Origin of the sequence: Streptomyces tricolor (assembly GCF_002155905.1) — a bacterium.
In the GTDB taxonomy this organism is placed as follows: Bacteria; Actinomycetota; Actinomycetes; order Streptomycetales; family Streptomycetaceae; genus Streptomyces; species Streptomyces tricolor.
Map to the genome: position 1 here is coordinate 1 of NZ_MUMF01000298.1, position 19,010 is coordinate 19,010.

A 19,010-nucleotide genomic window follows, 5' to 3' on the forward strand; every position below is an offset into this window, starting at 1 on the left:
GCCCTCGCCGTACCCGCCGAACCGGCCCACCGGTCCCGCTGCGCGCCCGTCGGCGACGAGCCGGAAGAAGGCGTCGAAGACGTCGCCGCCGGGCGCGCAGCGGGACCGGTGGGCCGGTTCGGCGGGTACGGCGAGGGCCGTGCGGCGTACCGCCGGGGCGGGGTGGGCCCGGCGGGCCGCGCCGGCGAGCACGCGGGCGATGTCCTTCGGCTGCCGGTCGTTGGTCAACAGGCCGAGGGAGTACTCCAGTTCGGGGAAGTCGGCGAGGGCGCGCGGGACGTCGTGGGAGCACCACCAGGTGATCCCCCACAGGTCCGGGCAGTCCAGGGCGTTCGTGATCGTCGCCTCGGCGAAGGCGGCGGCGTGCTCGGCGGGCACCAGCGGCGCGGGCGCGCCGACCTCCTGGAGCCACACCGGCCGGTGCGGCTCGTCCGCCCACGCCTTGCTCAGCTCGACCAAGTAGGCCGCGTGGTGCTCGGCGGGCACGGAGGTGCGGCCGTGCCGCTGGGCGGTGCCGTTGAACACCCAGGAGTGGACGGCGGTGACGCCTCCGTACCGGGCTGCCTGGGCCGGGGTGAAGGGCTGGTCGTGCTGGTACCAGGTGGCGTCGTACTCGGCATGCAGGTGGAGCCGGCCGGGGGCGCCCTCCTCGCAGGCGGCGAGCATGCGTGCCAGCCAGGAGTCGATCTCCTCCGGGGTGGCACGGTCGGGGTCGGGGTGAGGGCCGGCGGCGAACTGGTTGACCTCGTTGCCGACGGTCATGCCGAGGAAGTTCGGCCGGTCGGCGAGGGCGGCGGCGAGGGTGCGCAGGTAGGCGGCCTGGCCGTCGGTGACGTCCGGGTCGGTGAAGAGGTTGCGGCGGTGCCAGGTGCGGGTCCAGGCGGGCAGGAAGTCGAAACTGCTCAAGTGTCCTTGCAGCCCGTCGACGTTGACGTCCAGGCCGCGTTCGGCGGCGGCGTCGGCGAGGGCCACCAGCTGGTCGACGGCGCGGGGGCGGATCAGGGTGCGGTTGGGCTGGAAGTACGGCCACAGCGGGAAGACCCGGATGTGGTCGAGGCCGAGCGCGGCGATCGCGTCGAGGTCGGCGCGCACGGAGTCGAGGTCGAAGTCGAGCCAGTGATGGAACCACCCTTCGCTGGGGGTGTAGTTGACGCCGAAACGCACGGCAGGAGGCATGCGGTGTCCTTGCACTCGGGGGCACTCGGGGCACTCGGGTGACGGCACCCGCGGGACGGCGCTCGGGAGGGCGGAGCCCGGCGGAGGCTCAGCCCTTGACGGCGCCCTCGCCGACACCGCGGAAGAAGTACCGCTGGAGGCAGGCGAAGAGGGCGATGAGCGGCGCAACGGCGATCACGGTGCCGGCCGCGACGAGGCGCTCGTCGTTGGCAAAGGTGCCGTGCAGATAGTTGAGGCCGATGGTCAAGGTGAACTTGGACGGGTCGCTGAGCACGATCAACGGCCACAGGAAGTCGTCCCAGGCGCCCATGAAGGCGAAGATCGCGACGACGGCGAGGGTGCCCTTGACCGACGGCAGGCCGATGCGCCAGAACCGCTGCCAGACGTTGGCGCCGTCGACGTAGGCCGCCTCCTCGATCTCGTAGGGCAGGTTGCGGAAGGCGTTGCGCATCAGCAGGACGTTCAGCGCGCCGACCGCGCCGGGCAGGACGACCCCGATCAGCGTGTTGTTCAGGCCGAGTTCGCGCATGGTGGTGAACTGGGCGATGATGATGCCCTCGACGGGCACGAGCATCGCCAGCACGAACACGAGCGTTGCCGCGCCCCTGCCGCGGTAGCGCAGCCGGGCCAGGGCGTACCCGGCGAGTGCCGAACCGACGCAGTTGGTCACGACGTTGGCGGTGGCGACCTTCAGGGAGTTCAGGGCGTAGTCCCAGACCGGGATGGTGTCGGCGACCCGGGCGTAGTTGTGCAGGGTGGGGTGCTCGGGCAGGAAGCGGGGCGGGGAGCTGTAGATGTCCTCGGTGGGTCCCTTGAGGGAGGTGGACAGCTGCCAGAGGAAGGGGCCGATGGTCAGGGCGAGGACGGCGAGGAGCAGCAGATAGCGCCAGGCCAGCTCGCCGGCCCGGATCCGGCGGCCGTGCTCGTCGGTGACGCGCCGCTCCCGCGCCTCGGTGGCCGGCCGCTCGGGCCGTACCTTCTCCAGGACGCTCACGACTCCTCCTTCCGGTCGGCGCGGAGCACCAGCAGCATCAGGGCGACGGTGACGACGAACACGACGACGGAGAGGGCCGAGGCGTAGCCGACCCGCCCGGTGAGGCCGGTGCCGGTGCGCTGGACCAGCATGACGAGGGTGGTGTCCTCGCCGGCCGGGCCGCCGCTCGGGCCGGCCATCAGGTAGACCTCGGAGAAGACCTTGAAGGCGGCGACGGAGGACAGGGCGGCGACCAGGACCATGGTGGAGCGCACGGCGGGCACGGTGACCGAGAGGAAGCGGCGCACCGGTCCGGCGCCGTCCACGGCCGCGGCCTCGTGCAGTTCGCGCGGCACGTTCGCCAGCGCGGCCAGGTAGATGATCATGTAGTAGCCGAGGCCCTTCCACACCGTGACCGCCATGGCGCTGAGCAGGAGCAGCCACTGGTCGCTGAGGAAGCCGATCCGGCCGATCCCGATGGCCTCCAGCAGCGCGTTGATCAGCCCGCGTTCGTCCAGCAGCCACACCCAGATCAGCCCCACCACGACGATCGAGGCGACGACCGGGGTGTAGAAGGCGGAGCGGAAGAAGGTGATCCCGGGGATGTTCTTGTGCACCAGCAGGGCGAGCAGCAGCGGCAGGACGACCAGGGCCGGGACGACGCCCAGGACGTACAGGAAGCTGTTGCGCAGGCCGGTCCAGAACATGTCGTCGTGGAGCAGCTCGCGGAAGTTGGCGAGGCCCACGAAGCGGCCGGGGACCAGGGTGCGGCGGTCGGTGAAGGAGTTCACCAGGGTGGAGACGAACGGGTAGAGCACGAAGGCGCCGGTGATCAGCAGGCCGGGGGCGGCGAACAGCCAGGGGCTGAGCGGCAGTTGGCGTCTGATGCGGAGGGGTGCGGCCATGGCGGTCAGCCCTGCCGGAGCAGCCGGTCGGCGGCGTTGACAGCGTTGTCGAGGGCTTCCTCGGGGCTCTGCCTGCCCTGGAGCGCCTTGGCGACCTCGTTGCGCAGCGCGGTCTTCATCTGGTCGCTGAACAGCACGGGCGTGTAGTTGACGGCGTTCTTCAGGGACTTGGCGGCGGCGACGCGGACCCGGGTCTCGTCGGTGCCGTCCTCCTTGGTGAAGTACGGGTCGTCCAGGGAGCCTGCGGTGCTCGGGAAGATGGCGACCTTCTTCGCGAAGGACATCTGGTGGCGCGCGTCGGTGACGAAGTGCGCGAAGGCGACCGCGGCCGGGGTGTGCCGGGTGCGGGAGTTCACCATCACGCCCATCACGTACATGTTGACGTGCCCGGTGCTGGTGATCTGGTCGGTGATGCCGATGTTCCGGTACAGGCTCGGCGCGTTCTTCTTGAAGTTGCCGAGGTCCAGGGCGCTGCCGGGGTTCATGGCGACGGCGCCGGTGAGGAACTTCTTTCCGGCGGACTCCGGGGTGGCGGTCAGCGCCTGCGGATCGAGGGCCTTGGCGTCGTACAACTCCTTGTAGCGGGTGAGGAGTTCGACCCCCTTGGCGCTGTTGAAGGTGAAGGCGGTGCCCTGCCGGTTCATCAGCGGGACGCCGTAGCGGCCGAAGTCCTCGATGGTGGGCACGTTGGCGAGGGTGGCGACCTTGCCGTCGCTCTTCTCGGCCATGCGCAGGGCGTCTGAGAAGAGGTCGTCGTACGTCTTCGGCGGCTGCTCCGGATCGAGCCCGGCCTTCTCGAAGAGGGCCTTGTTGTAGAAGAGCGGGCCGGTGTTGAGGTACCAGGGGAAGGCGTAGGTGCCCTTCATGCCCGGTATCCGGTGACTGGCCCAGGCGCCGGGCAGGTACTCGGACCGGTAGGTGCCGGCGGCCTTGTCGAGGTCGAGGGCGAGCCCGGCCCTGGCGAGCGGGGCGACCAGGTCCGGGGAGACGTTGACGACGTCGGGCAGGGTGCCGCCGGCCGCGTCGGCGCTGAGCTTGTCCGGATAGCCCTCGGCGGGCTGGTCGATCCACTTCACGTGGGTGCCCGGGTACGTGTGCTCGAAGTCGGCGATCAGGTCCTCGAAGTAGGGCTTGAAGTTCGCGCGCAGGTTCCAGGTCTGGAAGGTGATGTCGCCCTCCACCTTGCCGGAGGCGTCGGTCGGGCCGCCGTCGTCCCCGCCCGAGCCGCAGGCGCTCAGCGGCAGGACGAGGGCGAGGGCGGCGGCGGCGAGGGATCTGCGGGAGATGGGCACGGTGACACGGCTCCCTTGCGGTGTCGGGGCTGCGGGGGGGGCGGAAGAGACCTTGCCCGGGGCCTTCCGAGAAAGTCAATGGATGTGTCGAGCTAAAGAAATACGCTCTTCATTAGTGCAGGTCAGAGCCGTTTTGACGGAATCCCCCACCACTTCACTAATGCGCTTTATAGTCTTGACACTCAAGCGCTTTAGCGAGCACCCTGCCGAAGGGGAGAAACGTGCCGACCAGACGGTCCCCCGCCCGCCGGCCCACGATGAAGGACATCGCCCGGCGCGCCGGAGTCTCCGAGAGCGCCGTGTCGTTCGCGCTCAACGGCCGCCCCGGCGTCTCCGAGGCGACCCGCGCCCGGGTCCGCCGGGTCGCCGAGCAGCTCGGCTGGCGCCCCAGCACGGCGGCCCGCGCGCTGTCCGGGGAAGGCGCGGCGACCGTCGGCTTCGTCCTGGCCCGCCCCGCCCACACGCTCGGCGTGGACTCGTTCTTCCTCCAGCTCGTCTCCGGCATCCAGGAGGTCCTGGCCGAGCGGCACCTGGGCCTGCTCTTCCAGGTGGCCGAGGACGTGGCCGACGAGTGCGCGGTGTACCGGCGCTGGTGGGCGGAGCACCGCGTGGACGGCGTCCTGGTTGCCGACCCGCGCGCCGCCGATCCGCGCCCCGAGCTGCTGGACGAACTGGGGCTGCCCGCCGTGGTGATCGGCGGCGCGCCCGATGTGCGCCATCCCGGTCTGTCCACGGTCTGGGCGGACGACGCCGGCGCGATGGCCTCCGTCGTGGACGAGCTGACCGCCCTCGGCCACCGGCGGATCGTGCACATCGCCGGCCTGCCCGACCTGGCCCACACCCGACGCCGCATCGCCACCCTGCGGGCGGAGGCGGAGCGGCGCGGCCTGGGCGAGGTCCGCTCGGTGACCACGGACTACTCCGACACGGAGGGCGCCGCGGTGACCCGCCGGGTGCTCGGCGGCTCGCCGCCGCCGACGGCGCTCATCTACGACAACGACGTGATGGCCGTGGCCGGCGTGGCCGCCGCCGCCGACCTGGGCTTTTGCGTCCCGCAGGACGTGTCGGTGGTCTCCTGGGAGGACTCGGCGCTGTGCCGCATGGTCACCCCCCGGCTGTCCGCCCTGTCCCGCGACAGCGCCGCGTTCGGCCGCACGGCGGCCCGGGAGCTGCTGGCCCTGCTGGACGGCGCCCCGGCGCGGTCGGTGGGGGTGCCGGTGCCGCGGCTGACGGGGCGGGGCAGCACGGGGAGGGCGGCACCTGCCGGCGGGCGCCGGGTCCGTGAATGACCGGCCACGGCCTCTCGACGGGCCGCGTCCGACCGGGCACAGTTCTCCTACCCCTCTTCCGTACCGATGAGTAACGAGGAGCGCCGTGAGCAGTTGGGCCGGCCGGAGTGCCGTCGAGATCGCCGCCGCCGTCCGTGAGAAGCGGGTCACGCCCCGGGAGGTGGTGGCCGAGCACCTCGCGCGGATCGAGCGGCTCGACGGCCGGATCGGGGCGTTCCGGAAGGTCCGGGCCCAAGCGGCGCTCGCCGAGGCCGACGCGCTGGCCTCCCGCACCGCTCTGACCGAACTGCCGCTGGCCGGCGTGCCGTTGGCGGTCAAGGACAACCTGGCCGTGCGCGGCGAGTCGGGCCGCAACGGCTCCGCCGCCACCCCGGACGCCCCGGCCGCCGAGGACCATGTGACGGTGGCCCGGCTGCGGGCGGCCGGTGCGGTGGTCGTGGGCCTGACGAACGTGCCCGAGCTGTGCGTCTTCGGCACCACGGAGGGGCCGTACGGCACCGCCCGCAATCCGTGGGACCTCTCCCGCACCGCGGGCGGCTCCTCCGGCGGCAGCGCGGCGGCGGTCGCCGCGGGTCTGGTGCCGCTCGCGCTCGGCAACGACGGGATGGGCTCGCTGCGCATCCCGGCCGCGAACTGCGGGCTGGTCACACTGAAGCCGGGCACCGGGGTGGTGCCGGCGGGGATCGGCAACGGCGACTGGTTCGGCATGTCGGAGAACGGCCCGCTGGCCACCACGGTCGGGGATCTGCGGCTGATGCTGGCGGTCCTCGCGGACGCGGAGTTCGGGCGCCGGGCCGAGCGGCCCCGCCGGACGATCGCCGCGGCGGTGCGCAGCCCGCTCGCCGGGGTGAGCGTGCACCGGTCGTACACGACCGCGGTCCGGCAGGCGGCCGGTGTGCTGGCCCGGGCCGGGCACCGGGTGCGGCGGGCCGAGCCGCCGTACCCGCTCTCCCTCGGTGTGACCGCGCTCCAGCACTGGACGGCGGGTACGGCGGTGGACGCCGCGGGCCTGGACCCGGCGCGGCTGGCCCGCCGGACCCGGGTGCACGCGGCCGTGGGCCGCCGGTTCGTCCGGCCGGTGCGCACCGGCGACGCCCGCGAGCGGCTGCGCGCCCGGCTGACGCCGTTCCTCACCGAGTACGACGTGCTGCTCACGCCCGCGCTGGCCCGGCGCTCCCCGCAGGCCGGCCCGTGGCACGAACGCGGCTGGCTGCGCAACCTGCTGGCCAACACCGCGTATTCGCCCTTCACCCCGCCCTGGAACCTGACCGGCTGGCCCGCGATGTCCGTCCCGGCCGGCACCCTGCCCTCGGGCGCCCCCTGCGCCGTACAACTCGTGGGCCTGCCGGGCACGGAGGCCGTACTGCTGGAGCTGGCGGAGGAACTGGAGGAGCTGAGCCCGTGGCGGCGGACGGCGCCCGTGGCCGACCGGTCATGAAAAAGCGGCCGGTCCCCGGCCGCGGCTCTCTCCGACCGGCATGGGCGTGAGTGCCTCACGCCCATGTGGGCGGCGGTCCGAACGGACCGGTCCGGTGGGTCAGTCCACGCTCGGCAGGATGTGGGGCTCGGCGAGATCGTCCTCGTACCCGGCGAGGCGGATCGGGGCGGACCGGGCCCACACGTCGAGACTGCCGAGTTCTCCGGGCCGTCGGCCCACACGCTCCGTGCGTTCCTTGGGGCGCTGTTCGCGATTCGTCTTCTCCGGTGTCACCGCGCACTCCTTATGTGTCGTGACCCTCGGGGCATACCGGACAGTGTGCGCTGCGGCGCTGGACGCCCGCTCAGGTCTGGATGGAAGCCAGTTCGGACGCGGTGGCGCCGGTTCCTCTGCCGGAGCAGGCCCGTTGTCGACCGGCTCGCCCCAGGACGGACGATGGGTGTGGGTGGAACCCCTGATTACTGGTCCGTCCCCTCCAGGTTAACCAAATGAGCGGGCATCCGCTCGATAGGGAATGCAAACAAGCGGTAAGCGATGTGCCGCGTCCGGCCCCTCAATACCCCCTAATATGGGGCCTTTTGAAACAAGATGCTCACTCGGACGACTCCGCGAATCACCCAGGTGGCCTACACCGGCGAACACCTCTTCAAGTGCTGTTGGCCGACCGGCAAGCCGGCCATGGTCTGCTGACGCGGCAACGGCTGTCTCGCGGAAGGACTGACGCATGGAGCTGCGCAGCGTCGAGGAGCTGATGGATCTGCTGTGCGCCGGCCGGCACCAGCACGCGCTGCGGACCGCCGCGCTGCTGCGCCGCGGCCGTCCCGCCGACAAGGAACTCCAGGTGGCCGGGCTGGTGCAGGGCATCGGGCCGGTGCTCTGCCCGGGCGACGCGGCGGCCCGGGCGCGGACCGCGGCGGAGGCGGTGCGCGCCCTGCTCGGAGAACGGGTGTTCCGGCTGGTCCGCGGGGACGCGGAGCCCGGCGACGACGCGCAGCGGCTGCGCCAGGCCGCCGAGGAAGGCCGCACGGCCGGCTTCGACGCGGGCGTGCTGGAGGACTGGCGTACGGTGCTGGAGCTGGTGGCGGCCCGGCACGCGCGGCTCGGCGCGGTCGACTGACGGCCGGCCGCCGCCCTGCCCCCTGCGCCGCGCGTCACCCGCGCGGCGGCTCACCACTTGCCGGGCGCGTAGTCCTTCAGGAAGACGCCGTACAGGTCCTCGCCCGCCTCGCCGCGCACGACCGGGTCGTAGACGCGGGCGGCGCCGTCGACCAGGTCGAGCGGGGCGTGGAAGCCGGCCTCGGCGAGGCGCAGCTTGTCGTAGTGGGGGCGCTCGTCGGTGATCCACCCGGTGTCGACCGACGTCATGAGGATGCCGTCGGTCTCGAACATCTCCTGGGCGCTGGTCCGCGTCACCATGTTCATCGCGGCCTTGGCGGCATTGGTGTTGGGGTGGCCCGCGCCCTTGTAGCCGCGCCCGAAGACGCCTTCCATGGCCGAGACGTTCACGACGTACGCCCGTCCGCTCGCCGCCTTCCGCGCCGCGTCGGCCATGGCCGGGCGGAGCTTGCTGATCAGGATGAACGGCGAGGTGTAGTTGCACAGCTGGGTCTCGAGCAGCTCCACCGGGGAGATCTGGTCGATCGTCTGCACCCAGGTGTTGGTGTCGACCACGTCGGGGAGCAGGCCCCCGGCGTCGATGGCGGTGCCGTCGAGGTGCCGGGCGACGCTGGCGTTGCCGGCGACCAGGGCGAGGTCGGCGACCTTCTGCGCGTCCAGGCCGCTGGTGCCGACGGGCAGCGCGGCCAGACCGTCGACGGCGCCGGAGTTGAAGGCGCCGATCACATGGTGGGCGGGCAGTTCCCCGGCGGGCAGCGGGGCGCTCTCGCCCTCGACGAGGGCGGCGTAGGCGGAGGGCAGCCGGCGCACGGTCTGCGTGGCGTTGTTGATCAGGATGTCCAGCGGGCCGGCCGCGGCGACCTGGTCGGCCAGCGCGACGGCCTGGGCCGGGTCGCGCAGGTCGATGCCGACGATCTCCAGGCGGTGCAGCCAGTCCGCCGAGTCCTCCATCGCCTTGAAGCGGCGGATGGCGTCCTTGGGGAACCGCGTCGTGATCGTCGTGTGCGCGCCGTCGCGCAGCAGGCGCAGCGCGATGTACATGCCGATCTTGGCCCGGCCGCCGGTGAGCAGGGCGCGCTTGCCGGTGAGGTCGGCGCGGGCGTCCCGCTTGGCGCGGTTGAGGCGCGCGCAGTCGGGACAGAGCTGGTGGTAGAAGTAGTCGACTTCCACGTACCGGGTCTTGCAGGTGTAGCAGGACCGGGGGCGCTGGAGTATGCCCGCGATCTTGCCGGCCTCGACCTTGGAGGAGGGCAGGATGCCCTCGGTCTCGTCGTCGATGCGCTCGGCGGAGCCGGTCGCGGTGGCCTCGGTGACGGCGCGGTCGTGGGCGGTCTTGGCGGCCCGGCGCTCCTGGCGGCGGCGCTGCTTGACCACGCGGTAGATGTGCGAGGTCGCCCGGCGCACCTTGATCGCGTCGGGGTGGTCGACGTCGAGCCGGTCCAGCTCCTCCAGCACGCTGAGGCAGACGGCGAGCCGCTCGGGGTCGATACCGGGTCCGTGGACCGCCTCGTCCACGGAGGCCTCCGTGGGCATGTCCATGGACGCCGAGCCGTCCTGTGTCACCGTCATCGCGCTGCCGCTTCCCTGATCACCCGCGCAGCGCTCCGACTCGCGCCCGCTTTCGAACAGGGCATTTTACGGAGCGCCGGGCCGGGCACCAAACCGCTCCCCCGCGCCCCGGGGGCCCACCCGCACCGGGCGGCGCGAGCCGCCCGGACGGCGCGGGTGAGGACCCCGGTCCGGCCGGGGCCGGTCCTCAGTGGTCGCAGACCGTCAACAGGGTCTCGACCTCGGCCGACACCGCGTACGCGAACCGGTCGAGGTCCGGCACGGCCCGCGCGTCGGCGACCAGCCCGTAGTGCACGCGCCCCCGGTACGTGGAGATCGCGACCGCCAGCGCCTGGCCGGGCGCGAGCGGGGCCAGCGGATACACCTCGGCCAGCTCGTGCCCGCCGAGCCGCAGCCCGAAGCCGGGCAGCGGCACGCTGGTGACCAGGATGTCGAACCACAGCCGGGCCGCCTGGCCGACCAGCGGCCCGCCGAGCCGGTGTCCGAGCGCCGGCACGTGATCGGCGAGCAGCGCGACCGCGCCGGCCCCCCGGTTGGGGCCCGCGTCCTTGTTCCGCAGCATTGCGGTCCGCACGGTCTCCAGGCGGCGGAGCGGGTCGGCATCGTGCACCGGGAGCCGTATCAGATACCCGGAGAGCCGGTTGCCCTGGGGCTGGGCGGTGCGCGGACGCCGCCGGGAGACGGGGATCAGGGCGCGGGGCGCCACGTCCTTGCTGCCGTCGCCGCGCTCGTCCAGCCAGCGGCGCAGGGCGCCGGCGACGACGGCGATCAGGACGTCGTTCACGGTGCCGCCGGCGCTCTTGCGCACCCGGTGCACGTCGTCGATGTCGATCACCACCCCGGCGGTGCGGCGGGTGCCGCTGGGCGCGCAGGTCAGCGCGGCGGCGGGGCGCATCCCGAGGGTGGACAGGGCGAGCGAGGCGCCGATGTCCAGGGCCCGGCCCACGTCGGACAGCGCCCCCCTGACCAGCCCGGGGAGGCGCTCGGGCAGCCGGCGCACGTCGGACAGCAGTCCCTGCGGCGGCTCGACGGCGCGGGGGGCGCGCTCGGGCACGTCGACGGGGTCCAGGACGCCGGCGGCGAGTTTCAGCGCGCGCAGCCCGTCGGCGAGGGCGTGGTGGAACTTGAAGAGCACGGCGAAGGACATCCCGTCCGCGCCGGGCAGCACATGCGCCTCCCACGGCGGCCGGCCGCGTTCCAGGGGGCGCTCCATCAGCCGGCCGGCGACCGCCTGGAAGTCGTCGGTCGGAGCGTGCAGCCGTACGTGGTCGAGCGGGTCGAAGTCCGGGTCGGCCTCGCGGGTGGCGCCACCGAAGGCGAACGGCTGCCAGATGTCGCGGATGCGCATGCGCAGGCCGGGTACGGCGGCGGCGCGGGCGGCGAGCAGGTCGGCGGCGTGGGCCCCGGCGGTGGGCGAGTGCGCGGCGAAGACGCCGAGCGCCCCGAGGTGCATCGGGTGCCGGTCGGACTCCATGTTCCAGAAAGCCAGGTCGAGCGGAGCGAGCAGATCGGAAGTCAAGGGCTTGCCTCACGCGTCGGCGACGGGTGGATCAGCAGTCAATCCCCGGCGGGCGATTACGGTCAAGTACGGGGAGGCTACGCTCAGTTAAAGCCCGGTTAAGTCCCGCCTCCGGGTGGGGGAGGCGGGACAGGGGCGACGCCTGAGGTCACCTCAGGACGGGCGGCGCCGCTTCGGGTGACGTACCCCACTCCGACGGGCGCGGGCCGACCGTGAACGCCAGCGAGCGCAGGGAGCGCAGCGCGCCGGTGGTCAGATACGTCCGGCCCTGCGCCGTCCCGTCCGTGTGCACGGCCTGGACGTAGCGGTCATCGGAGGAGGTGCCGGGCGCGGTCACCGTCAGCCGGCCGCCGGGCCAGTAGCGGTGGTCCAGGTGCAGGTCGACGCGTTCGAAGACCGGGGCGGTCAGGCCCCAGGTGTCGTAGCCGGGCTGGACCGGGAAGAGGCCGATGGACGACAGGACGTGCCAGGCGGACATGGTGCCGAGGTCGTCGTTGCCGGTCATGCCGGTCGGACTGTCGGTGAACAGGGTCAGCGCGGCGCGCACCACGTCCGTGGTCTTCCAGGGCTGGCCGGTGAACAGGTAGGTGTAGGGGGCGATGAGGTCGGGCTCGTTCATCGGGTTGTACACGGCGGCGTTGTAGTACGCGTACGGGTCGCCGTGCACCCACACCTCGCGGGCGGTCCGCTCCGGGTCGGCGAGCAGCCGGTCGTAGGCGAAGAAGGCGTCCAGGCGGGCGTTGGCCGCGCGGGTGCCGCCGATCAGGTCGACCATGCCCGGGACGTCCTGCGGGACGAGCCACTGGTACTGCCAGGCCGTGCCCTCGTGGAAGCCGGTGCCGCGGGCGGGGTCGGGCGAGCCGGTGAAGGCGCCGGAGTCGTCACGGGCGCGGAAGAAGCCGGTGGCGGGGTCGAAGATGTTCCGGTAGTTCCGGGAGCGGGCGGCATAGCGGGCCGCGTCCTCATGGTGTCCGAGGCCGCGGGCCATCTGGGCGAGCATCGCGTCGGCGAGCGCGTACTCCAGGGTGACGGAGGCGCCGTGGTGGTAGTCGGAGTCGCCCATCTTGGCGTGCGGCCGTCCCTTGATGTAGGGCGCGAAACCGTTCGCGATGTACTCGGCGTTGGCCTCCCGCCCGATGCCCGGGTACGCGGCGGGCGGCACGCCGTCGGCGTTCTTCCGCAGCGCCCGGTAGGCCCGCTCCTCGAAGCCCTTCAGCAGCCCCATCTGGTAGGCGGTGGTCAGGAACGGGGTGACGGGGTCGCCGCTCATGACGTTCGTCTCGACCGGGCCGTAGCCCCACTTGGGCAGCCACCCGCCGTCCTCGTCGACCGCGACGACCGACCGGGCCATGTCCCGTGCCTCGCGCGGGGCGAGCAGGGCGAGCAGCTGGGCCTGGGTGCGGTAGGTGTCCCACAGCGACCAGTTCTGGTAGTACGTGAAGCCCCGGGCGCGGTGGGTACGGCGGTCCCAGCCGAAGTAGCGGCCGTCGGCGTCGCCGCCGATGTTGGGTGCGAGGTACGACCGGTACAGCGAGGAGTAGAAGGTGCGGCGGAGCGCGGGGGTGCCGCCCCGCACCCGGACGGCGGCGAGCCGGCGCTCCCACTCGTCGCGGGCACGGTGGCGTACGGCGTCGAAGGACCGTCCGCCCTCGGCGCGCAGGTTGCCGGCCGCGCCGCGCGCGTCCACGTACGACAGGGCGGTGGTCGCCTCGACCGTGCGGTCCCGGGTGGTGTCGAAGCGGACGTAGGCGCCGCCGGATCCGGTGCGGGCGCCCGGGGTGACGGTCCCGCCGTCCCAGGTGCCGTAGGCGGTGAAGGGCCGGCTGAAGCGGGTGATCGTGTAGACGGTGTAGGGGCCGGTGTCCCGGCAGAAGCCGCGGCCGGTGATCTCGGTGCGCACCGTGCGGTCGTCCAGGATCCGCACCGCGCTGCGCACCGGCTTGTGCAGCGACTGGGCGGCGTTGAGCAGGACGTTGGCCTTGCCGGTGGCCGGGAAGGTGTAGCGCTGCACGCCGGTGCGGGCGGTGGCGGTCAGTTCGGCGCGGATGCCGGAGGCCAGGCCCACCCGGTAGTAGCCGGGGCTCGCCTCCTCGTCGTCGTGCGAGAAGGCCGCCGCGTACCGGGCGTAGTCCGTCTGGGTGACGTCGCCGGTGGTGGGCAGCACGGGCAGGTCCCCGCCGATGCGGCAGCCCACGCCCGAGAGGTGGACCAGGGAGAAGCCGCGAATGCGGTGGTGGGTGTAGTCGTAGCCGGTGCTGTGCCCGGTGTCGGGCGAGAGCTGCACCATGCCGAAGGGCACGGTCGCGCCGGGGAAGGTGTTGCCCTCGTTCTGGCTCCCGATGAACGGGTTGACCAGATCGGTGAGGCGGCCGTCGGTCCGCTCGGCGGCGCGTGCGGCGGGGGTGGCGATCAACGCGGACGCTGCCATCACCCCGGCCAGGCACAGCCGCGTGCGCCGGGTCCCTCTCATGTCGGATGACCTCCGCAGGTTGGACATCGTTGCCTGCATCCTGAACGGCAGACGATGCAAACCCGGGCATTCGGGAAGATATATGCATAACGCGTCGCGCGGCGAAGGCCCCTGACGCCCCGTCCGTCAGGGCACCCGCTGGCCCTTGCCCAGCGCGATGACGCCGCCCTCGGAGACGGTGTACAGCTCGGCGTCGCGCTCCGGGTTGACGCCGATCGTCGCGCCCGGCGGTACCTCGACGTTCTTGTCCAGGACGGCGCCGCGGACCACCGCGCCCCGGCCGATGTGCACGTTGTCGTGCAGCACCGAGCCCTGGACGACCGCGCCCGGGTCGACGCGGACGCCCGGGGAGAGCACCGACCGGGTGACCTGGCCGCGGATCAGGCAGCCCGCGCTGATGATGGACTCGCTCGCGATGCCCCCCGCGTTGAAGCGGGCCGGGGAGAGCTGGTTGGAATGGGTGTAGATGGGCCACTGGCGGTTGTAGAGGTTGAACGCGGGACGCTCGGCGATCAGGTCCATGTGCGCCTCGTAGTAGGCGTCCAGGGTGCCCACGTCCCGCCAGTAGCCCTGGTCGCGGCTGGTCTCGCCGGGCACGTGGTTGTCGCTGAAGTCGTACAGCTGCGCCTCGCCGCGCGCGGTCAGCTGGGGCAGGATCGAGCCGCCCATGTCGTGCACCGACTGGCCGTCCTCGGCGTCCCGGTGCAGCGCCTCGATCAGGGCCTTGGTGGTGAAGACGTAGTTGCCCATCGAGGCGAAGACCGTCTCCGGGTCGTCCGGGAGTCCCGGGGGGTCGGCGGGCTTCTCCAGGAAGCGCTCCACGCTGCGGCCGTCCGCGCCCGGGGTGATCACCCCGAAGGAGGAGGACTCCGTACGCGGCACCCGGATGCCGGCCACCGTCACCCCCGCGCCGCCCTCGATGTGCTGCGCGAGCATCTGCCGCGGGTCCATGCGGTACACGTGGTCGGCGCCGAACACGGCGACGTACTCGGGCTGTTCGTCGTGGACCAGGTTCAGCGACTGCAGGATCGCGTCGGCGCTGCCCAGGTACCAGCGCGGGCCGAGGCGCTGCTGGGCCGGGACCGGGGTGACGTAGTTGCCGAGCAGGCTGGACATCCGCCAGGTGGTGGTGATGTGCCGGTCCAGCGAGTGCGACTTGTACTGGGTCAGCACGCAGATGCGCAGCACGTCGGCGTTGACGAGGTTGGACAGGACGAAGTCGACGAGCCGGTAGGTGCCGCCGAAGACGACGGCCGGTTTGGCACGGTCCGCGGTCAGCGGCATCAGGCGCTTGCCCTCGCCGCCCGCCAGCACGATCCCGAGTACGGAAGGCCCTCCACGACGCATGGCCGCTCCCCTCACCGTGGTTGAACCATGGCTGCCCCGAGCAGACCGGACTAAGCCTGCTTGAGGATCTCCTCGTACAGCCCCGCCGTGCGGCGGGCCACCGCGTCCCAGCCGAACTCCCCCACCGCCCGCGCCCGTCCGGCCTCCCCCATCCGCCGCGCCGCGGCCGGATCACCGAGGACGGTGTCCAGCGCCCGGGCCAGCCCGGACGCGAAGTCGCCGTCCGCGTCGACCAGGAGACCGGTACGGCCGTCCGCCACGACCTCGGGGATGCCGCCCACCCGGGACGCGACCACGGGCGTGCCGCAGGCCATCGCCTCCAGGTTGACGATGCCCAGCGGCTCGTACACCGAGGGGCAGACGAACACAGCCGCACGCGTGAGGAGTTGGATGACCTCCGTGCGCGGCAGCATCTGCGGGATCCAGAAGACGCCCGCCCGCACCCGGCGCAGCTCCTCGAACAGCTCCTGGAACTCCCGGTCGATCTCCGGGGTGTCGGCCGCGCCCGCGCACAGCACGACCTGGGCGCCGGGGTCGATGTCCCGTACCGCGCGCAGCAGATGGGGCACGCCCTTCTGCCGGGTGATCCGGCCGACGAACAGCACGTAGGGACGGGCCGGGTCGATGCCGTGCCGGAGGAGCGCGTCGGTGCCGTGGTCGGGCCGGTACAGCCCGGTGTCGATGCCGTTGTGCACGACGTGCACGCGGGCCGGGTCGAGCGCCGGGTAGCAGGCGAGGACGTCGTCCCGCATGGCGCCCGAGACGGCGATCACCGCGTCGGCCGCCTCCACCGCGGTGCGTTCGGCCCAGCCCGACAGGGCGTATCCGCCGCCGAGCTGCTCGGCCTTCCAGGGGCGCAGCGGTTCCAGCGAGTGCGCGGTGATCACGTGCGGGACGCCGTACTGGAGCTTGGCGAGGTGGCCGGCGAGGTTGGCGTACCAGGTGTGGGAGTGGACGAGTTCGCGGCCTTCGAGGGCGGCGGCCATGGCGAGGTCCACGGAGAAGGTGCGCAACGCGTCGTTGGAGCCGTCGAGGGCGGACCAGGGGCGGTGCCGTACGACGCCGTCCCCGCGCCCCTCGCCCCAGCAGTGCACCTCCAGGTCCACCAGGGCGGCCAACTCGCGGGCGAGGAACTCCACATGGACGCCGGCGCCGCCGTACACGTCCGGGGGGTACTCCCGGGTCAGCAGTCCCACTCGCACCCGACAACCCCCTGGTCTCGTCGGCAGGTCCCCTTCATGGTCACCCAGATGCGGCGCCCGGGGAAGAGCGCGGGGAGGAAGCCGGGGAGGAAGCCGGGGTCGAGCGCGGCGGACGGGTGAAGCAGCAGTCGCCGCACAGTCCGCCGCCGGGGACGCGGTAGTACAGGCAGCAGCTGCGGCGCCGGAAGGCCGTGCCGGTGCGGGTGCCGGTGGCGCTCAGCAGGGGGTGGGCGAAGAGTTCGCCGGTGAGTCCGCGGGTGCGGGCCGCGACGTCGGTACGGCCGCGGGCGCGGGCCCAGCGGCTCAGCTCCCGGGCGGTCGCGGCGAGCGCGGAGCCCGCGTTGCCCCACAGCAGGCCGGGCGCGACGCCGTAGCGGGCGCGCAGGGCCGCGGTCAGCGGCTCCAGATGCCCGTGCAGCACGGTGGCGGTGAGCGTGGCCGCGTCGCCGGGCAGCGGGCGCACCTCGGTGAGCCACAACTCGTCGGGGACGGGGGCGCGGACGTCCCAGCGCAGCAGCCGCGGGTCCAGGTCGGGCACCCGGCCGTACAGGACGGCGCAGCCGAGGGCCACCGACCACAGCCGGGCGGCCAGCCCCTGCTGGGCCAGGGAGGCGGCGACCCGCGGCTCGGCAATCCGCAACCGGTCCGCGACGGTGGCGACTCGCGCGGTCACCGGATCGCCGGGGGTGTCCGAGGTGCCTTCCGCACAGCCGTCCGCCAGGGTCGGCAGCCGCCGCGGCCCGGCACCGCCGGCCGTGTGCCGGAGCGTGCGCAGGGGGAAGAATCCGCCGAGCGGGCGCAGCGCGGCGAGATCGGGGTCGAGGTCCACGACAGCTACTGGTACCAGGCGCGCCGCGAGGGCGAGGAGGCGGGGTTTCCCCCCGCGTCACCCGACCAGGGGATGATCGACCGGCTGGCGTACTCCATCGGGAGTAGGGCGCATTGCGTGCTCAGGTACGACGACGGGACGTGCGCGGGCGGGCAGAGTGTTGGCCATGGATGCCGACCGTACGCCCCGCCGGGCCCAGGACGCCCGCTGCACGCAGAGGAGACAGCGATGAGCGCCCTGGCGTTGTCCGTGCTGCTGTCGGTCGTCTCCGCCCTCGCCTACGCGGGCGGAGCGATCGTGCAGGAGCAGGTGGCGGTGTCCTCCCCGGACAGCGGGTATCTCCCGCTGCGCCGGCCGGGCTGGTGGGGTGCGCTGGCGCTCAACGGTCTCGGCGGCGTGCTGCACGTCGTGGCGCTGGCCTTCGGGCCGCTCAGCCTGGTCCAGCCGCTCGGCGCGCTGACCATCGTCTTCGCGCTGCCCATGGCGGCGCTGTGCGTCGGCCGCCGGGCCGGTGCGGCCGCCTGGCGCGGCGCCCTCATGGCCACGGTGGGCCTGGCCGTCCTGCTGGCCCTGGTCGGCTCCTCGTCCGCGCACTCGCTCGACCCGGCGCAGCGGCTGGCGGTCGCGCTGGTCACCGGCGGGGCGGTGACGGCGCTGATGTGCGCGGGCCGGGCCGCGCACCGGCATCCCGCGGTGCGCAGCGTGCTGCTCGCCACCGCCTCCGGTATCGCCTTCGGCATGTCGTCGGTGTTCACCAAGACCGTGGCCGTCGACTGGGCCCACGGCATCGGCCTGGGCGGACTGGTCTCGCTCGCGGTGATCGGCGTGTTCGCGGCGGCCGGCGTCCTGCTGTCCCAGGCCGCGTACCGGGGCGGCGGGCTCGCCGCCCCGCTGGCCACGCTGACGGTGGTCAATCCGGTGCTGGCCGCCGCCGTCGGCATCCTGATGTTCGGCGAGACGTTCCGCCACGGCACCACGGGCACCCTGCTCGCCCTTGCCTGCGGGGTGGTGGCGGCGGGCGGTCTGATCATGCTGACGACGGAGCGGCTGGAGCGCACGGCGGAGCCGGCCACCGCCGCACCGGCCGGATCGGCGGGCGGGGACGCGCCGGGTGCCGCCCCCTCGGCTGCGTCACTGACTGCCCCGACACCGGCTGTCCCCTCACCGGCTGCCCCAACAGCCCCTGACGCTTCACCGGTTGGGCCGTCACCGGCTGTCCTCCCGGTGGCGGAGGCGTCCTCCCCTTCCGGTGGGCCGGCCGCCGCGCCCGGTGGGCCGACTGCCGCCGAGCAGGCCCCGCGCGCCGCTGTGCCGGCGCGCTTCGGCGTGCCGCGGCAGCGCGGTGCCTCGGGTACCGGCACGGAGGGGGCCGGCGGCGTCGGGCCGGACCGCCCGGTGCCGCGCGCGCTGCTCGTGCCGGGCCTGCCCCGGCGCGGGGCGAACGCCGGGGGTGCCGGCGCACCGGCCGGCGCCGTGCTCCCCACGTCGTACACCCCGCTGCCCGCGGGCGTGCCGGTGCTGCTGCCGGTGCTGGACCGGCGCGGCAGCCGTGTCAGATCCTGACGCCGCCGGCCCGGAGGTAGGCGAGCGGGTCGATGTCCGAGCCGAATCCGGGCCCGGTCCGCACCTCGAAGTGCAGGTGCGGGCCCGTGACGTTCCCGGTGGCGCCGGAGCGGCCGATGCGCTGGCCCGCGGTGACGCTCTGGCCGACCCGCACGGAGATGGCCGACAGGTGGGCGTACTGGGTGTAGCGGCCGTCGGCGTGCCGGAGCACCACCTGGTAGCCGTACGAGCCGCCCCAGCCCGCGGTCACCACCCGCCCGGCCGCCGCCGCCTTCACGGAGGTGCCGGTCGGCACGGCGAAGTCGACGCCGGTGTGGTAGCC

At 73.3% G+C, this 19,010-nt stretch carries 16 protein-coding genes; 4 read left to right on the forward strand and 12 right to left on the reverse strand.

Annotated features, from left to right (window positions below):
* The 4 genes from CCN44_RS21710 to CCN44_RS21725 all read right to left on the reverse strand — a co-directional run.
* On the reverse strand, positions 1 to 1,176 hold a 1,176-nt coding region (locus CCN44_RS21710; RefSeq protein ID WP_107502099.1), incomplete at its 3' end, for a glycoside hydrolase 5 family protein.
* Positions 1,177 to 1,264: 88 nt separating this feature from the next.
* Positions 1,265 to 2,170: a carbohydrate ABC transporter permease gene (locus CCN44_RS21715; protein WP_059246637.1), complete on the reverse strand. Its 906-nt coding sequence runs from the start codon at positions 2,168 to 2,170 to the stop codon at positions 1,265 to 1,267.
* On the reverse strand, positions 2,167 to 3,054 hold the full coding sequence (locus tag CCN44_RS21720; RefSeq protein WP_059246636.1) for a carbohydrate ABC transporter permease: 888 nt from the start codon (positions 3,052 to 3,054) through the stop codon (positions 2,167 to 2,169). Before CCN44_RS21720 ends, CCN44_RS21715 begins: the two co-directional genes overlap by 4 nt.
* Positions 3,055 to 3,059: 5 nt before the next feature.
* Complete coding sequence (locus CCN44_RS21725) at positions 3,060 to 4,346, reverse strand: ABC transporter substrate-binding protein (RefSeq protein ID WP_086698790.1); 1,287 nt, start codon at positions 4,344 to 4,346, stop codon at positions 3,060 to 3,062.
* Between the two features lie 257 nt (positions 4,347 to 4,603).
* Between CCN44_RS21725 and CCN44_RS21730 the strand changes: the two genes are divergently transcribed.
* Positions 4,604 to 5,635, forward strand: coding sequence for a LacI family DNA-binding transcriptional regulator (locus tag CCN44_RS21730; protein WP_272935486.1), 1,032 nt, complete (start codon positions 4,604 to 4,606; stop codon positions 5,633 to 5,635).
* An 85-nt stretch (positions 5,636 to 5,720) separates the two neighbouring features.
* Positions 5,721 to 7,073: an amidase gene (locus tag CCN44_RS21735; RefSeq protein ID WP_086698794.1), complete on the forward strand. Its 1,353-nt coding sequence runs from the start codon at positions 5,721 to 5,723 to the stop codon at positions 7,071 to 7,073.
* 99 nt (positions 7,074 to 7,172) lie between these two features.
* Here the strand turns inward: CCN44_RS21735 and CCN44_RS43355 are convergent, their stop codons facing one another.
* On the reverse strand, positions 7,173 to 7,346 hold the full coding sequence (locus tag CCN44_RS43355; RefSeq protein WP_107117948.1) for a hypothetical protein: 174 nt from the start codon (positions 7,344 to 7,346) through the stop codon (positions 7,173 to 7,175).
* Between the two features lie 451 nt (positions 7,347 to 7,797).
* On the opposite strand from CCN44_RS43355, the gene CCN44_RS21740 reads away from it, so the two are divergent.
* Positions 7,798 to 8,190, forward strand: a complete 393-nt coding sequence (locus CCN44_RS21740; RefSeq protein ID WP_086698797.1) for a hypothetical protein — start codon at positions 7,798 to 7,800, stop codon at positions 8,188 to 8,190.
* 50 nt (positions 8,191 to 8,240) lie between these two features.
* Here CCN44_RS21740 and CCN44_RS21745 read toward each other — a convergent pair whose 3' ends face one another.
* The 6 genes from CCN44_RS21745 to CCN44_RS21775 all read right to left on the reverse strand — a co-directional run bounded on the left by CCN44_RS21745 (position 8,241) and on the right by CCN44_RS21775 (position 17,125).
* The gene (locus CCN44_RS21745; protein ID WP_059246631.1) at positions 8,241 to 9,758 is read right to left on the reverse strand and encodes an SDR family NAD(P)-dependent oxidoreductase; all 1,518 of its coding nucleotides are present in this window, start codon (positions 9,756 to 9,758) and stop codon (positions 8,241 to 8,243) included.
* 187 nt (positions 9,759 to 9,945) lie between these two features.
* Positions 9,946 to 11,277 (reverse strand): wax ester/triacylglycerol synthase family O-acyltransferase, encoded by a 1,332-nt coding sequence (locus CCN44_RS21750; protein ID WP_059246630.1) that lies wholly within the window; start codon positions 11,275 to 11,277, stop codon positions 9,946 to 9,948.
* Between the two features lie 148 nt (positions 11,278 to 11,425).
* Positions 11,426 to 13,747 carry a GH92 family glycosyl hydrolase gene (locus tag CCN44_RS21760; protein WP_086698800.1) on the reverse strand — a complete coding sequence of 774 codons (2,322 nt, stop codon included), beginning with the start codon at positions 13,745 to 13,747 and terminating at the stop codon, positions 11,426 to 11,428.
* Positions 13,748 to 13,873: 126 nt separating this feature from the next.
* On the reverse strand, positions 13,874 to 15,094 hold the full coding sequence (gene glgC / locus CCN44_RS21765) for a glucose-1-phosphate adenylyltransferase (RefSeq protein ID WP_086698803.1): 1,221 nt from the start codon (positions 15,092 to 15,094) through the stop codon (positions 13,874 to 13,876).
* Between the two features lie 50 nt (positions 15,095 to 15,144).
* A complete protein-coding gene (gene glgA / locus CCN44_RS21770; RefSeq protein ID WP_063808483.1) occupies positions 15,145 to 16,296 on the reverse strand; it encodes a glycogen synthase in 1,152 nt (383 codons plus the stop codon).
* 40 nt (positions 16,297 to 16,336) lie between these two features.
* Entirely contained in the window at positions 16,337 to 17,125 is a 789-nt protein-coding gene (locus CCN44_RS21775) for a (2Fe-2S)-binding protein (RefSeq protein WP_086698807.1), read from the reverse strand.
* Positions 17,126 to 17,353: 228 nt separating this feature from the next.
* Here CCN44_RS21775 and CCN44_RS21780 point away from each other — a divergent pair, with 228 nt between their 5' ends.
* Positions 17,354 to 18,688 carry a DMT family transporter gene (locus tag CCN44_RS21780; RefSeq protein WP_086698812.1) on the forward strand — a complete coding sequence of 445 codons (1,335 nt, stop codon included), beginning with the start codon at positions 17,354 to 17,356 and terminating at the stop codon, positions 18,686 to 18,688.
* On the opposite strand, the gene CCN44_RS21785 is transcribed toward CCN44_RS21780, so the two are convergent.
* On the reverse strand, positions 18,678 to 19,010 hold a 333-nt coding region (locus CCN44_RS21785; protein ID WP_143649900.1), incomplete at its 5' end, for a M23 family metallopeptidase. The two genes, CCN44_RS21780 and CCN44_RS21785, sit on opposite strands and share 11 nt — an antisense overlap.

Coding starts and splice junctions, on each gene's coding strand:
- CCN44_RS21720 (WP_059246636.1), bottom strand. CDS start 3,054: ATGGCCGCACCCCTCCGCATCAGACGCCAACTGCCGCTCAGCCCCTGG.
- CCN44_RS21730 (WP_272935486.1), top strand. CDS start 4,604: ATGAAGGACATCGCCCGGCGCGCCGGAGTCTCCGAGAGCGCCGTGTCG.
- CCN44_RS21740 (WP_086698797.1), top strand. CDS start 7,798: ATGGAGCTGCGCAGCGTCGAGGAGCTGATGGATCTGCTGTGCGCCGGC.
- CCN44_RS21745 (WP_059246631.1), bottom strand. CDS start 9,758: ATGACGGTGACACAGGACGGCTCGGCGTCCATGGACATGCCCACGGAG.
- CCN44_RS21760 (WP_086698800.1), bottom strand. CDS start 13,747: ATGAGAGGGACCCGGCGCACGCGGCTGTGCCTGGCCGGGGTGATGGCA.
- glgC (WP_086698803.1), bottom strand. CDS start 15,094: ATGCGTCGTGGAGGGCCTTCCGTACTCGGGATCGTGCTGGCGGGCGGC.
- CCN44_RS21780 (WP_086698812.1), top strand. CDS start 17,354: ATGAGCGCCCTGGCGTTGTCCGTGCTGCTGTCGGTCGTCTCCGCCCTC.